This is a genomic window from Gordonibacter sp. 28C (genome assembly GCF_003339845.1).
Lineage (GTDB): Bacteria > Actinomycetota > Coriobacteriia > Coriobacteriales > Eggerthellaceae > Gordonibacter.
The window spans coordinates 46181-60545 of the sequence record NZ_PPTR01000014.1 but is presented as its reverse complement, the minus strand read 5'-3'; the positions used below and the strand labels follow the sequence as shown (position 1 = coordinate 60545).

Annotated in this window: 14 protein-coding genes; 5 read left to right on the top strand and 9 right to left on the bottom strand. The window is 66.4% G+C overall.

The genetic code is table 11. From position 1 onward, the window contains the following. Entirely contained in the window at window positions 1-1212 is a 1212-nt protein-coding gene (locus C1878_RS14300) for an MFS transporter (protein ID WP_114602281.1), read from the bottom strand. Between the two features lie 366 nt (window positions 1213-1578). On the opposite strand from C1878_RS14300, the gene C1878_RS14295 reads away from it, so the two are divergent. Then, window positions 1579-2391 (top strand): SDR family oxidoreductase, encoded by an 813-nt coding sequence (locus C1878_RS14295; RefSeq protein ID WP_114602280.1) that lies wholly within the window; start codon window positions 1579-1581, stop codon window positions 2389-2391. A gap of 3 nt (window positions 2392-2394) precedes the next feature. Here C1878_RS14295 and C1878_RS14290 read toward each other — a convergent pair whose 3' ends face one another. Continuing rightward, window positions 2395-3540, bottom strand: coding sequence for a GGDEF domain-containing protein (locus C1878_RS14290; RefSeq protein WP_158539832.1), 1146 nt, complete (start codon window positions 3538-3540; stop codon window positions 2395-2397). Between the two features lie 228 nt (window positions 3541-3768). Here C1878_RS14290 and C1878_RS14285 point away from each other — a divergent pair, with 228 nt between their 5' ends. The 3 genes from C1878_RS14285 to acs all read left to right on the top strand — a co-directional run bounded on the left by C1878_RS14285 (window position 3769) and on the right by acs (window position 8353). Continuing rightward, window positions 3769-5220: an MFS transporter gene (locus tag C1878_RS14285; RefSeq protein WP_114602278.1), complete on the top strand. Its 1452-nt coding sequence runs from the start codon at window positions 3769-3771 to the stop codon at window positions 5218-5220. 457 nt (window positions 5221-5677) lie between these two features. Continuing rightward, window positions 5678-6316 (top strand): hypothetical protein, encoded by a 639-nt coding sequence (locus C1878_RS14280; protein ID WP_114602277.1) that lies wholly within the window; start codon window positions 5678-5680, stop codon window positions 6314-6316. Between the two features lie 45 nt (window positions 6317-6361). Continuing rightward, a complete protein-coding gene (gene acs, locus C1878_RS14275; RefSeq protein ID WP_114602276.1) occupies window positions 6362-8353 on the top strand; it encodes an acetate--CoA ligase in 1992 nt (663 codons plus the stop codon). Between the two features lie 118 nt (window positions 8354-8471). On the opposite strand, the gene C1878_RS14270 is transcribed toward acs, so the two are convergent. Further along, window positions 8472-9335 carry a MerR family transcriptional regulator gene (locus C1878_RS14270; RefSeq protein WP_114602275.1) on the bottom strand — a complete coding sequence of 288 codons (864 nt, stop codon included), beginning with the start codon at window positions 9333-9335 and terminating at the stop codon, window positions 8472-8474. Window positions 9336-9615: 280 nt separating this feature from the next. Between C1878_RS14270 and C1878_RS14265 the strand changes: the two genes are divergently transcribed. Further along, window positions 9616-10308, top strand: a complete 693-nt coding sequence (locus C1878_RS14265; protein ID WP_114602274.1) for a pentapeptide repeat-containing protein — start codon at window positions 9616-9618, stop codon at window positions 10306-10308. 118 nt (window positions 10309-10426) lie between these two features. Here the strand turns inward: C1878_RS14265 and C1878_RS16635 are convergent, their stop codons facing one another. From C1878_RS16635 to ahcY, 6 genes are all read right to left on the bottom strand, one after another. Further along, window positions 10427-10591 carry a hypothetical protein gene (locus C1878_RS16635; protein ID WP_158539831.1) on the bottom strand — a complete coding sequence of 55 codons (165 nt, stop codon included), beginning with the start codon at window positions 10589-10591 and terminating at the stop codon, window positions 10427-10429. A gap of 46 nt (window positions 10592-10637) precedes the next feature. Continuing rightward, entirely contained in the window at window positions 10638-11147 is a 510-nt protein-coding gene (locus C1878_RS14255) for a histidine phosphatase family protein (protein WP_158539830.1), read from the bottom strand. A 25-nt stretch (window positions 11148-11172) separates the two neighbouring features. Beyond that, window positions 11173-11700, bottom strand: coding sequence for a hypothetical protein (locus C1878_RS14250; RefSeq protein ID WP_114602271.1), 528 nt, complete (start codon window positions 11698-11700; stop codon window positions 11173-11175). Then, window positions 11697-12242 (bottom strand): DUF6036 family nucleotidyltransferase, encoded by a 546-nt coding sequence (locus tag C1878_RS14245; protein ID WP_114602270.1) that lies wholly within the window; start codon window positions 12240-12242, stop codon window positions 11697-11699. The genes C1878_RS14250 and C1878_RS14245 overlap by 4 nt, the downstream gene beginning before the upstream one ends. A gap of 98 nt (window positions 12243-12340) precedes the next feature. Further along, complete coding sequence (locus C1878_RS14240) at window positions 12341-12829, bottom strand: NUDIX hydrolase (RefSeq protein ID WP_114602269.1); 489 nt, start codon at window positions 12827-12829, stop codon at window positions 12341-12343. A 154-nt stretch (window positions 12830-12983) separates the two neighbouring features. Continuing rightward, window positions 12984-14249: an adenosylhomocysteinase gene (gene ahcY, locus C1878_RS14235; protein WP_114602268.1), complete on the bottom strand. Its 1266-nt coding sequence runs from the start codon at window positions 14247-14249 to the stop codon at window positions 12984-12986. Between the last annotated feature and the right edge of the window lie 116 nt (window positions 14250-14365).

The following is a 14365-nucleotide window of genomic DNA, read 5'->3' as shown; positions in this document are numbered from 1 at the left end:
TCACGCCCGCTGCGCGCTGGGGCCGACGGGGGCCTCTTGAGCCCGTCGCGGCCCGCCTCCGCGGTAGCGGTGCTCGTAGCGCGTGAAGAACGCCACCAGCAACGCCACGGCCGCCAGCGAGAACGGCACGCCGGCCAGGCTCGGCCACGCGTAGGTGGCCCCGGCGTTCAGCACCGCCTGGCCGATCATCGCGCCGAAGGCGTTGCCCAGGTTGAAGGCCACCTGCACGCAGGCCGACCCTATCATCTCGCCGCCGCCCCGGCCCACTTCCACCATGAGCAGCTGCTGGGGGCTCGACACGAAGAACATGCCGAACGAGCACAGGAACATGAGCCCGGCGGCCGAAACCTGCGCGCCCGAGAACAGGAATATCAGCGCGAGCACGCCTCCGGCGATGGCCTGCCCGAGGGCCGCCATCTTGCCGGGCGTGGTGCGGTCGGCAAGCCTTCCGCCCACGAGCGAGCCCGCCACCATGCCCAGCCCTGCCAGCACGAGCAGCGCCGGCAGGTCGACGGCGGGGAAGCCCCCGACGTCGGTGAGCCAGGGCGACACGTAGCTCCACCAGCAGAAGATGCCGGTGTTGCCCAGCAGCACCGCCCCGATGATCAGCCAGGGCGCAGGTTTCTTCAGGAAGCGGAACTGGCCTGCCAGCCCTGCGTCGGGGATAGGGGAGACGCGCGGCACGAAGCGCGCGACCAAGACGAGGGAGCCCACCGCCCACACGGCGACGAACAGGAAAGCCGCGCGCCACGACACGAGGCTCGCCAAGAGCGTTCCGCCGGGCACCCCCAGCATGTTCGCGAGCGTCTGGCCCAGAACCATGACGGATACGGCCCGACCCTCGCGGCCGGGGTCGGCGAGCTCCTTGGCCACGATGGTGGCCGTGCCGAAGAACGCCCCGTGCGGCAGTCCGGACACGAAGCGCGCCGCAACGAGGGCCTCGGCGCTCGGGGCGAGGGCGGCCGAGGCGTTGCCCGCCGCCACGAGCGCGACGAAGAAGAGCAGCAGGCGTTTCGGCGGCACGCGCCGGCCGAACACCAGGAACAGCGTGCCCGCGCACACGCCCAGGGCGTAGGCGGACACGAAGTCTCCGGCGGCGGGCACGCTCACGTTCAGCCCGGCGGCCGTGTTCGCGAGGATGCCCATCATCACGAACTCGGCGAAACCGAGGGCGAACGACCCGCTGGCGAGGGCGAGGAGGCTCTTCTTCATGGGCGGCGCGGTTCCTTTCCGGACGATGTTTGCACGGGTGCTCGAATTCGGCTGGGACAGTATGCCATGCGTCCGGCCGGGCCGGTGGGAATTTGCCGAGAACATGACAAAATTCGCTCGGAACGCGACAAAGCCTCCATCGAGCGCACGGGCGGCGGTCGCGGGTTCGCCGATCGGCCCCTGCGGACGGGGCGGTCGGCTCCGGCATGCCCGCACGGCCCGGCGGTCGGTTCTTGCGTCCGCTTGGATCGTTCGGCGCCGCGGGTTCGCCCGCTGCGGTTGCCGTTGCGTTTCGCTTCCGCCTTGTGCCGCGCGCACGTCCGCGCGTTTTGCTATGCTGGCGGCAGGCGAGCGAAGGAGGCGGCTATGGCGGGCGCGGGTGCGGCGAAGGCGGACGGAAGGCGCGTGGCGCTCGTCACCGGCGCGTCGGGAGGCATCGGGTTGGAATTGGCGCGCCTGCTCGCGGCCGACGGCTGCGACGTGGTCCTCGTCGCGCGCAGCGAGGAGCGGTTGCGCGAGGCGGCGTCGGAGCTGGAAGGGGCCTACGGCATCGCGGCGCAGGTGGTGGCGCAGGATCTTTCCGACCGCGGCGCGGCGGGACGCGTCAAGGCCGCGGTGGACGAGCTGGGGCTCGAGGTGGACGTGCTGGCGAACAACGCCGGCTTCGGCTGCGACGCGCCCTTCGTGGAGAGCGACCCTGCGCGTCAGCGCGCTTTGATGCAGGTCAACGTCGCCGCCGTCGTGGAGCTGTGCCGCGCGTTCGCCCCCGGCATGGTCGAGCGGGGCGCGGGAGGCATCCTCAACGTCGCGTCCATGGCCGGCTTCATGGCCGGCCCCTTCATGTCCACCTACTACGCCTCGAAGGCGTTCGTCCAAACGTTCACGCAGGGGCTTCACGCCGAGCTGCGGCTTTCCGGCGTGCACGTGACCGCGCTGTGTCCCGGCCCCGTGCGCACCGAGTTCTGGAACGCGGCCGACGCCGGCCAGACGCTGCTCGCGCACGCGGCGATGGGCGCCCCGCGCGTCGCGCGAGCCGGCTTGCGGGCGTTGCGCTGGAACAAGACGCTCTGCGTGCCCGGCATCGTGCCGAAGGCGCTCGTGTTCGCCACGCGCCTGGTCCCGCGCAGCTGGATGGCCTACGCCGCCGCCGCGCTGCAGCTGCCGAAGCGGAAGGGGTAGAGTTCAGTCCGTCTGCGCTTGCCCGGAGCCGACGGGCCTCTTGAGGCGCTTCGCCTCGTACATGAGCGCGTCGAGCCGCTCGACGAACGCCTCGGGATCCGGGCACGACGCCGCGTCGCTTCGCAAGAACCCCACGCTGAAGTCGAGCGGCCCCCAGGGGCGGGGGCGCTCGTTCGCCGTCGCCTTCTCGGTTTCGAGCTGCGCCGCGACGGCCTCGGGTTCGGGCCCTTCGTCCGCATTCCACGCTATGATGAACTCGTCGCCGCCGTAGCGGACCGCGACGGACTCCCTGGGCGCGCTCGCGCGGATCGCGTCGCCCACCAAAATCAGGGCCTCGTCGCCCGCGGCGTGCCCGTGCGTGTCGTTGATGCTCTTCAGGCCGTCGAGGTCGATCATGATCCCGCATACGGCGGCGTTCTGCACGCCGTGGAACCAGCGGCTCAGACGGTCGGTCAGCCGCCTTCGGTTGCCGAGCCCCGTCAGCTCGTCGGTGTACACCAGGTTGCTTTGGGATATTTGGAACACCATCAGCGCCGAAACGGCGTAAGAGCACGTCAGCACCAAGCTCGGGTCGGCCAGGTGAACCGATTCGGCCGCGAAGGGGATCATGGGGAACAGCACGAAGCGGACGAGCACCCCGCGCCTGATCTCGGCGCTGTGCATGAGAAGCGCCACCAGCATGACGATGGCGCTCAGGTAGTTGAGGGTGGTGAACGCCCACATGCCTGCGGGGTTCGCCTCGAACGTTCCGGCTTTGGTGATGGAGAACATGCAGCCGGTGACGGCGTTGATGGCGACCAGGACGAGGTTGACGGCCAAGATGGCGGTGCACAGCTTTCCGAAGGCGTTGAAGCGCGTGCGGTCTCCGAGCACCGTGTAGTCGACGTAGATCGCCCAGATCCAGATGACGGCGGCGTTCGCAACGAAGTAGAGGCTCTTCACGGCCGTCAGCGCGCCGCGCGCCTCCTCGTTGCCGAGCAGGGCCATGTACCCGATGTCGGAGCACAAAAGGACGATGACGGCCACGACCAGCGAAAAGTAGAGCTTGCTCGACGCGCTTTTGGCGCGGGAGCCCCACATGCCCCCCACCAGGACGAGCATGAACACGACGGATAGGGAGTCGAGGGCGATGCCGACGTCAACGTCCATGCGCCCTCCCGTTCCTTCGCCGATGCGCCCGACTGCGCACGCGCCCATTATACGCGTCCGTCGAACCTCGAACGGTGGATTTTGTGCCAGGAGACGATCGGCTCGATTACCGTATCGTAGCGCCTCTGGGGAGTTTTCGTCTTCCTGCCGGGCCGTCGCTAGACTGAGGAGGTTGGCCGCCTTGGTGCGGCGTTAAGATGGTGCGGAGAGCGCGGAAAGAAGGGTCGGATGGGCAAGGCTGCGGAGTCGGGAAAGGGCGCTGCGGGCGCGCTGCTGCCCGCCCTTTTGGGATGCTCGTTCACCGCGTCGTTCGGGCAGAGCATGATGAACGCCGCCCTGCCCGAGGTGGCGCGCCGCTTCGACGTCACGCTCTCCGTGGCGAACTGGTTGATCGTGGGGTACATGGTGGTGGCCGCCACGTCCATCATGCTGTCGGCCTTCCTGCTCAAACGCTTCGGTTTGCGCCGGGTGTTCTTCGCGGGCTGCGGAGCGATGGCCCTGGGCAGCGGGCTGGCCCTGCTCGCCCCCGATTTCCCTACGCTGTTCGGATGCCGTCTGGTGCAGGCGGTTTGCACGGGGCTGTTCTTCCCCCTGGTGACCAGCGCCATCATGACGAACTCGCCGGCCGGGAGCAGGGGCGCCCGCCTGGCGTTGAACAGCGGCGTCATCGCGGTGGGATTGGCAGTGAGCCCCACCGCGTCGGGCTTGGTGCTGACGTATTTCGGTTGGAGCGCCCTGTTCGTCACGCCGCTCGTCATGGCCCTTGCGCTGCTGGCGACGGGATACTTCTTGATTCATGGGACGCGCGCGACGGAGCGCTCCTCCATCGACCTTCTCAGCGTCGTGCTCGGCCCGGTGGGTCTGGGGGCGCTCATGTACGGGCTGGGGGAGGTCACCCACGATCCGGCGCCGTCGATCGCGGCCCTCGTAGCCGGCGCGGCGGTGCTCGGGTTGTTCGTCTGGCGCCAACTCGTTTTGGACGACCCGCTTTTGAACCTGCGGCCGTTGGGCCATGCGAGGTTCGCGGCGGGCATCGTGCTGGTCATGGTGGGCATGCTCACGTCCTTCTCCATGAGCATCCTGCTTCCGCTGTACTACGAGGGCGCGCTGGGGTACACGCCGTTCCTCGCCGGCATGCTGCTCATGGGTCCCGTTCTGGTGAACGCGGCGTTCACGTTTTTGGGCGGCAAGGTGTTCGACCGGTGGGGCATATGGCCGCTCGTGCCGGGCGGCCTGGTGCTGGTGCTGATAGGGCAGGCTGGCGCGTTCTTCTCGGCGGAGGGCCTGCTGGTCGCTTTGGTGGTTGCGTCCTCGGCCGCGGTGTACGCGGGCGCGGGCTTCGTGGTCGCCCCGTCCAAGACCGCGGCGCTCGGCCAGCTGCCGCCCGACCTGTACCCGCACGGCGCCTCCATCAACTCGACGGCCGTCCAGATAGCTTCGGCCATCGGGTCGTCGCTGTTCGTGGGCGTGCTCTCGGCCGACGTGCTCAGGGACACGGCGGCAGGGCTCGCGAAGGCCCCGGCGTACGCGTCGGCGTTCGCGCACACGCTGACGATAGCCGTGGGCATCGCGGCGGCGGGGCTGGTGCTCGCGTTCTTTTACTCCAGGGCTTTGCGAGCGCGCGAGAAGCGAGGCGGTTCGGCGACCGAGCCGGTCGAACCGCCGTGCAGCGGCCGCTGAAGCAGGCGAGCGCGGCCCTGTCGGGGCGGTCGCGCGGAACTCAACTTGGTCACTTACTGGGTCAGTTACTGGGTCACCGAGTCACTCACTGGGTCAGCGACTGAACCGCTGGCTTGATCGCGAACGGGGCGAGATCAGCCGCGAAACGGCCCGCGACCTGCGCGAAGAGGTGTACTTGATGCAGTTGGACCTCAACGCCGCCTAGCCTTCGACCCGTCCCGCACGATTCTTTTCGCCCGTTTTTCCTCCGCTCGCGGTCGAAATTCCACCGGCCGGAGGGGTCCGTGCGCGCGCTTCCTTGACCTTGTAATCGTTGCAACCCCCATGATGGGCCCACGGCGACCGACGCTGGTGCACTCCGAGTCCCGGCGTCGGCCCGAACCTTCGTCGATCGAAACCGATCGGCGGCGATCCGAACCGTGAGGACAATATGAGTTGAACGCGAAGGAGGCGCATCATGAACGCGAAGGAAAGAGTCATCGAACTGACGAAGAGCCAAAACCAGAACCCCGCAACCAATCGGCCCCCGGTTACCTTGAGCGCCTTGCTCGCTCAGACCGCCCGCGTCGACGCCCGCGGACTCGAGCCGCTCGCCCGCGTCTTCGACGAGGACGCCAGCCGCGCGACGAAGATCGCCGCCGTTTCCCGACTCATCGACACGCTGCCCCTCGTGGCTCTCGCCGCCAGCGACGCCCCCGTTTACCTGAGGAGGGACGCGCTTCTGCGCCTCGACGAACTGCTGGACGGCAAGCCCCTCTCCCGCGTCGACCTCGAGCGCCTCGTGCCCTGCCTGCGCGACAAGGACCTCATCGCCTACGCCGTGGTGCTCATGGACATCGCCGACTTCGACTGGTGCGCCCGATGCGATTCGGGCACGGTCGACGCGCTGTGCCTCGCCCTGCACGAGTGCCAGGGCATGCACGAGACCGTCCTTTTGGAGGACACGTTCGCCCACCTCATGCACGCCCGTCCGGACTTGGGCGGAAGCCTGCGCGCCTGCAGCCCCGGAGAATTGCACCTGAAGGCCATGTACATGCCCGTCGTGGCCAACAACGTGGTGTACATCGACCTCACCCGAGAAGACAACGTCGCCTAAGCGCGCATCCGCGAATCCTCCCAAGACGAGTAGAAGGGACCCACCATGGAGCACAACACCCGTGCCGCCTTTATCAGGCAGATGCTCAAAGACGAGCGAACGATCGAGCCTTCCCCCGAGTTCAGCTACAAGGCCCTGGTGAAGAGCCGCCAAGACTACGACGAGCTGTACCGCCGTTCCATCGACGAGCCCGAGGCGTTCTGGGGGCAGATGGCCCGCGAGACGCTCGACTGGTACCGTCCGTGGGACGCGGTGGAGGAGTACGACTTCGACTCCGACAAGCCGTTCGTCCGCTACTTCCGCGGCGCCGAGCTCAACGCGTCCCACAACTGCCTCGATAGGCACCTCGACGGCCCGCGCCGCAACAAGGCCGCCCTCATCTGGCAGGGCGAGCCCTCCGAGGAAGTGGAGGTCTACACGTACCAGCGCCTGCACCGCGAGGTGAGCAAGGCCGCGAACGTGCTGAAGGGCCTGGGCGTGAAGAGGGGCGACCGCGTGGTGCTCTACCTTCCCATGATCCCCCAGCTGGCCATCGCAATGCTGGCGTGCGCCCGCATCGGGGCCATTCACTGCGTCGTGTTCAGCGGGCTGTCGGCCGAGGCGCTGAAGGACCGCATCGTCGATTCGGGCGCCAGCGTGGTGGTCACGGCCAACTACGGCTACCGCTCGGGCAAGATCCTGCAGCTCAAGGGCATCTGCGACAAGGCCCTCGAAGGATGCCCGCAGGTGAAGAGCTGCGTCGTGGTGCGCCGCATCGAGAAGCGCACCGTGATGGAGGCCGAGCGCGACCTGTGGTGGGACGACCTCATGGCGGGCGCGTCGCCGGTCTGCGAGCCGGAGCGCATGGAGTCCAACGATCCGCTGTTCGTGCTCTACACCAGCGGCAGCACGGCCAAGCCCAAGGGCATCGTGCACGGCACCGGAGGCTACCTGCTGTACGCCACGCTCACCATGAAGTACGTGTTCGACCTCAAGGAAACCGACATCTACTGGTGCACGGCCGACGTCGGCTGGATCACGGGGCACTCCTACCTGGTGTACGGCCCGCTGGCCAACGGCGCCACGTCGCTCATGTTCGAGGGCGTGCCCAGCTACCCGAAGCACGACCGCTTCTGGGAGGTCGTCGAGAAGTTCGGCGTGAACATCCTCTATACCGCCCCCACCGCCGTCCGCGCCATGATGAAGGAGGGCGAGCGCTGGGTGAACGGCCACGACATCAGCAGCCTGCGCCTTCTGGGATCGGTGGGCGAGCCCATCACGTCGAAGGCGTGGATGTGGTACTACTCCGCCATCGGCCAGGGCCGCTGCCCCATCGCCGACACGTGGTGGCAGACCGAGACCGGCGGCGTGATGATCACGTCCCTGCCCGGCGCGGTCGACATGAAGCCGGGCTCGGCGGCCCTGCCGTTCTTCGGCGTGGCCCCGCAGGTCCTGCGTCCCGACGGCACCGAGGCGGCCCCGAACGAGGGCGGCACCCTGGTCGTCTCGCGGCCTTGGCCGGGCATGATGCTGGGCGTGTACCAGAACGAGACCGCGTTCAAGGACGTGTACTTCCCCGTGCCGGGACGCTACCTCACCGGCGACGGCGCCTACCGCGACGAGGACGGCTACTTCTGGATCACGGGTCGCATCGACGACGTCATCAACGTGTCGGGACACCGCATCGGCACGGCCGAGGTGGAAAGCGCGCTCGTGTCGTACCTGCAAGTTGCCGAGGCCGCGGTCGTGGGTTGCCCGCACCCGGTGAAAGGCGAGGGAATCTACGCCTACGTCACGGTGAAGGAGGGCACGGTCATCAACGACGATCTGCGCGCCAAGCTGGTCGGGCACGTGCGCGAGAGCATCGGCCCCATCGCCACGCCCGACGTCATCCACTTCACGGCCGCGCTGCCCAAGACCCGCAGCGGCAAGATCATGCGCCGCATCCTGCGCAAGATCGCCGCGCAGGAGACCGAGGACCTCTGCGACGTTTCCACGTTGTCCGAGCCCTCCGTGGTTCGCGACCTCATTCGGGAAACCAAGCGCTTGAGCGCCTAACCATACGCTGCCGCCCACCCCACCCGGGCGGCCTACCTCCTCCTTGGCGTGCCGCCCGCGACGTTCTCCTTCGCGGGCGGTTGCGCGTTTCCCGGCTTATCCGAGCTGGGAAGGGGCGTCAGAACCTCGGCGCGAACGCGTCGGCGGCGTCCTCCACGTCCACGAGCACCGAGATGTGCAGCAGGTAGTCGTCGGCCGAGTCCGACATGAGATACGAGTTCATGTCCAGCTCGTACAGCGGCCCCCGCATCTCGAAGCCCTCCCGCTCCACGTAGTCCAGCAGCTTCTCGTAGGAGCGTTCGACCGTGCTCGTGCCCCCTTGGTGCAGGATGACGGCGTAGTTGCCCTTCGGCTTGCGCTCGATGCGCCCTTCGAGCCGTTCGGGGTTCTTCGGCGGGGACACCCAGGTGACGAGCTTCGTGTAGTAGAACTCGGCGGGGTTGCGGGGGTCGGGGATGTCGATGACGCGTCCCAGGGGGAACGTGGCCATGCCGGCGGTGTTGCGGCAGAAGTCGGAGTGCTCGCTCACGGCCTGCGCGTACACCTGCTGCGTGCGCTCGCGACGCACGTCGGTGGTGAGGAACCAGATCTCGTCCCAATACGAGAGCCGCGGCTGCTCCTTGGGGAACGTCACGGCGCGCTGGGTGATGTAGCGCATCTTCTCCATCATGCCGATGCGGGCGTCCAGTATGTCGCGCTGCAACTGCATGCGGTCGATGCTCGTCTGGATGCTGTCGAGGAACAGCTGGGTCGTGCGGCCGTCCAAATACTCCTTGATCTCCTTCGTGGACATGCCCGTGTCCATGAAGAACCTGATGACGTCGAACAGGTACAGCTGCTTGAGCGAGTAGTAGCGGTAGCCGTTGCCCTTGACCTCTTTTGGCTTGAGCAGGCCGATCTTGTCGTAATGCACCAAGAGCTCCCGGCTGACGTTGCACATCTGCGCGAACTCGCCGGTGGACAGGAGCAAGGGCTGTTGCATGGCAACCTCCTTATGCCGACGACGCCGATTCCGCCCGGTGCGTCGCGCCGGCGTCAGGAGAGCGGTCGGGCGGTTCGCCCGGAGTCGCCCGAAAGGGGCGCCGGGGCTGGCCATCGGCTCGATTCTATCATACAGGAAAAACGTTTCACCTGATGATTAGGGGAGCGTTGCGATTCGGCCCGCCAGCGCCCTGCTTGTGCGCCATGCGAAACCCAGGCCGCCTGCCGCTCCCGCATCTTCTCGTTCAGGTAGAATGGCGGGGAGAGAAGGAGGCCGTCCCATGCAAGACCGTTCGCACGACTCGTTCCGACACGCTTCGCCGATGCCTGCGAACCCGGCCGTTCCCGGCGAGCTGGCCGATGCGGGATCCCTTGCGGCGTGGATCGAGCACGAGAGCGACGGCGACCCCCTTGTGGCGCACGTGCTCGTCTCGGGCGACGAGGCCGCGCGCGTTGACTTCGCGCTGCTCGAGTTGTCCGAGGCGCGCGTCGAGGGCTGCCGCTACGCGGGCTGCGATTTCTCCCGTGCCTCGTTCGCCGATGTGGCGTTTTCCGGCTGCGACTTCTCCAACAGCGACTTCTCCGAGGCGAACTTCACACGCTGCACGTTCGCGTCGTGCAAGTTCACGGGAGCGAACTTCACCGAGGCCGTGCTGCGCCGCGTCGAGGTGCGCGACTCGACGCTTTCCTATGCGTCGCTCGCGAAGGCCAAGATCGAAGACGCGACGGCCCGTGCGACCGACTTCTCGCACGCCGACGTGTCCGAGGCGCGCCTCAAGCGCACGGCGTTCGACGACGTGCGCTTCGTGGGCACGAGCTTCTTCCGCACGAGCCTGTCCGGCATCGACTTCACCGCCTGCCAGCTGGCCGACATCGTGCTGTCCGACGCCATGGGGGAGCTGCGCGGCTGTCGCATGGACCTGTACCAAGCCGCCGGCATCGCCCAGCGCCTCGGCGTCGTTATCGCCGACTAGCGTCGCGCCGGACGGTGTTCGACCGAACGCGCGCCTGCCCGGCGCGGTGCGGTTCGCCGCGCGTCGGCGCAACCGGCCCTGCGCGCCGCCCGTTCAGCCCTGCGTCGCACGTCCGGCGTCAGCCCTGCTTGCCGCGCGCCTCTATCTCGTCGTGCGCCTCGATGATGGCTTTCTTGACCGCGGCTTTCACCACCGCGTAGACGACGGCGGCGAAGATCGCGATAAAGAAGACGTACATAACAAGGATGAACATCTCCGGAACGCCCATGCCCAAGATTTTCATGACGGCCGCCTTTCCCTCGGATGACCAGATCATACCATCTTTCCGGTTACCGGAGGGCCGTCGCTTTCAACGACGGGCGCGGCCGGGGTCCCTGCACGAACCAAAGGAGCCGTGCGGTTCCGTCGTCCGTGTCCTCGGACAGCTCGATCGCCGCCATCGCCCCGGTCGAGAACCCGATGCGCGCCCCGCAGAGCCGTTCGGTCAGCTCTTCCGCGAACGGGTTGTGCCCCACGGCCACCACGATGTCCGCCGACGCGTTCGCGACATCCTGCATGAACGATTCGGCGTCCTGGGCGAAAAGGCTCTCGCAGTCGACGGGCGCCCCGGCGCCTAGGGCCTTCGCGACTTCGTCGGCCGTCTGCCTCGTCCGCACGGCCGGGCTTGCGAGCACCGCGACGTCCGGCCCGTCCGCGACGTCGAGCAGCGCGAGCGCCTGCGGCAGATGGGCGGCGAGCGCCTTCCGCCCGGCCTCTGTGAGCGCGCGCAGCTCGTCGGGCACGTCGGCGGAGCGCTTCTGCGCCTTCCCGTGCCTTACCAGCACCAGCACCTTAGCCATGGTTGCCGCCTTCCTCGCCGCCCGTTTAGATGTTCGCGAGTTTTTTGTAGGCATCGACGGCGGTTTTGCGACTCAGCTTCGAAGTATCCCCCTTGAGAAACGCGTAGAAGTTTCCCTTGTTCAAACTCAGAGCACGGCAGGCATCGGCACGAGAAATCCTCTTCTCGTCAAGCATTTCGCTTATGTCTCTGCTTACGTTTTCGAGCGTGAGCCGATCGCGCTGGAGTCGGGTTCGCTCCGCTTGCCAGGCAACGTAGGCTTTCTTGAAGCGGTTTCCTTCCGGAAGGGTGTCGAGGTACGTTTCCAGCGCTTTGCCGGATTCGCGATAATCGGACAGGAAAGCACGGTAGGACGATTCCACTTTCGTATTCGAAGCCGTTTTCAGAAGATATCCTTCGCGCCCTTGGCAAAGGGCGAGCAGCAGCAACGGTTCGGCGGCGCGCGGATTGTTCGAGCGCATAGCCTGAAAGAGGCGTTTCAGGCTTGAGGTGCCGTCGCACCCGGTAAGCTCCTGGCAGTATCCGAGGAGAAAATGGCCGAAGCTCCCCCTCATCTTCTCCACTCCTTTCGGTATTCGTCGTAGTTGTGCAGCAAGTTCTGGAACTCCCGGTCGCGCTCGGGAGGGACCGATCTCGAAGCGGCGGCTTCGCTCGGATCGTGAACAAGGTAATCGAGCTGTTGCCAGTCGAGTTTGGAGAGGAAACCCTCGGCAGTTAGGTCGGCTTTGTCGGGGTCCTCCCAACGATAGAGCTTCATTACCGCCAAATCCTCCACGGAAGGAGTTTGATACGTTATCGACATGGTGTCGAGCCCGATTTCCACCAACCTGTCCTCGAAGTTGTAGGGGAGGCAGGAGCAGAAAGCCTGGCACTGCGAGTTGAAGTCCGGGTCGCGGTACAAGCACTCGCGTACCGACGATTCCGCTTCGAAAATGTCAACGTCTTTCGTTTTCTGAGTTGCCGACAGGTCGTTCAGCAAAAGGGCGCTCGCTCCAACGACGATCACCCGCACCTTGCGACCGTCCCGCCCAACTCCGGAGAAGAACGCATCTTCGTCAACGCGAGCAAGCTTGTCAACGAGTTCCGTTTTGTCCATGCCTCCGCCTCCCTCGTTTCGTTCAATAGTATTAATTATATATAATAATACTATACGACGCAAGAAAATGAGAATCATGCGGGCCGAAACGACTGAATCTATGCTAGAAGCAACTCGCTCTCGCTCACCAGTTCCAAGTGCTCGGGCAGGTTGAATATCGCGGACTTGACGAACGAGGGGTGGAGGTACTCCCGCTCCAGCTGCTCGAACGGCAGCCAGAAAAAGGAGTTCCGCCGCCCGTTCTCCTCGCGCGAGAACGTTTCGCCGTGCGAGGGCAAAAGGGAGTCGGGCAGGCTCACCAGGAAGTAGAGGCACAGCTCGTGGAACCGCTCTCCGCTGGCGTCTTCGGTGAAGAACGCCTGGCTGAGCCACAACGGCCGCACGATGCGCGCCTCCGCCTGCATCTCCTCCCGCAGCTCGCGCAGCACGGCGTCCTCCGCCGTTTCGTGGAGCTCCACCTTGCCGCCGGGCAGGTAAAGGTAAGGGCAGTGCCAATCGCGCATGACGAGCAGCCGCCCCGCGTCGACCGCAACCGCGCCCACCCGGTAGTTGAATCGTCCCTCGCTCGTCGAATACGTCACGTCCATGGGCTACCGCCTTTCCTCGTTCTCGGCCGAGGTTCGCGCCGGCTTGTCTCTTTTTGCGGGTTGTCCGCGAGTTCAAAGCAACGCCCCGCTCGCTGGTGCGAACGGGGCGTCGAGGCACGTGGGCGTCATCGGGTTTCCGCGTCCTATGCGGTTCCTACGCCTGGCTGAAGTCCCAGGAGTTCATGTACTTGATCTGCTCCTCGGTCAGCGTGTCTATCTCGATGCCGAGCGTTTCCAGCTTCACGCGGGCCACGCCGTCGTCGATCTCGGCCGGCACGTCGTACACCTTGTTCTCCAGCTCGCCGGCGTGGAGGTACAGGTACTCGGCGGCCAGGGCCTGGTTCGCGAAGCTCATGTCCATCACGGATGCGGGGTGCCCCTCGGCGCACGACAGGTTCACGAGGCGCCCCTGAGCCAGCACGATGACCGTGCGGCCGTCGCCCAGCGTGTACTCCTCGACCAGCGGCTTGAGCTCCGTCTTCTTCACGGCGTGCTCCTCGAGCCACACCAGGTTGATCTCGGAGTCGAAGTGGCCGGAGTTGCACACGATGGCGCCGTCCTTCATGTTCTCGAAGGCGGGGGCGTCCACCACCTTGCAGTTGCCCGTCACCGTGACCCACACGTCGGCGAAGCGTGCGGCTTCGGCCGCGGGCATCACCTCGTAGCCCTCCATGTGCGCCTCGAGCGCCTTCAGGGGGTTCACCTCGCACACGATCACGCGCATGCCCATGCCCTTCGCGCGCAGGGCCAGGCCGCTGCCGCAGTAGCCGTAACCCGAGATGACGATGGTGCGCCCGCACATGAGGCGGTTCGTGGCGCGGATGATGCCGTCGAGCGTGGACTGGCCGGTGCCGTAGTGGTTGTCGAAGCAGTGCTTCGTGTTGGCGTCGTTGATGTTGAACACGGGATAGGCGAGCGTGCCCTCGGCCGCCATGGACATGAGGCGCACCACGCCCGTGGTGGTCTCCTCGGTGCCGCCCAGCACGTGTTCCAGCTTGTCGGTGAACCTCGTGTGCAGCGCCGTGTCAAGGTCGGCGCCGTCGTCCATGATGATCTGCGGGTTCGTGGCGATGACGGCCTCGATGTGCTTCTCGTAGGTTCCCATGTCCTCGCCGGCCACGGCGTGCACGGAGATGCCGAAGTCGCGCACGAGCGCGGCCGCCGTGTCGTCCTGGGTGGACAGCGGGTTCGACGCGCACAGCGTCACCTTGGCGCCCGAAGCGGTGAGGGCGCGCATGAGGTTCGCCGTCTCGGTGGTCACGTGCATGCACGCGCCGATGCGCACGCCCTCCAGCGGGCGCTCGCGCTCGAAGCGCTCGCGGATGGACGCGAGCACGGGCATGTCGCGGTCGGCCCATCGGATGCGGGCGAGGCCCTCGTCGGCCAGCGCGATGTCTTTGATGTCGTAGTTCTCGGGCATGATGCCTCCTGTATATGGTGCTCAAGCAAGGGAGAATCTCGTAACCGCAAGCGTAGCACACGCTCCGATCGCCACGGCACCCGCCGCCGTCCGTTTCATAAAAGCGACGGAAGAAG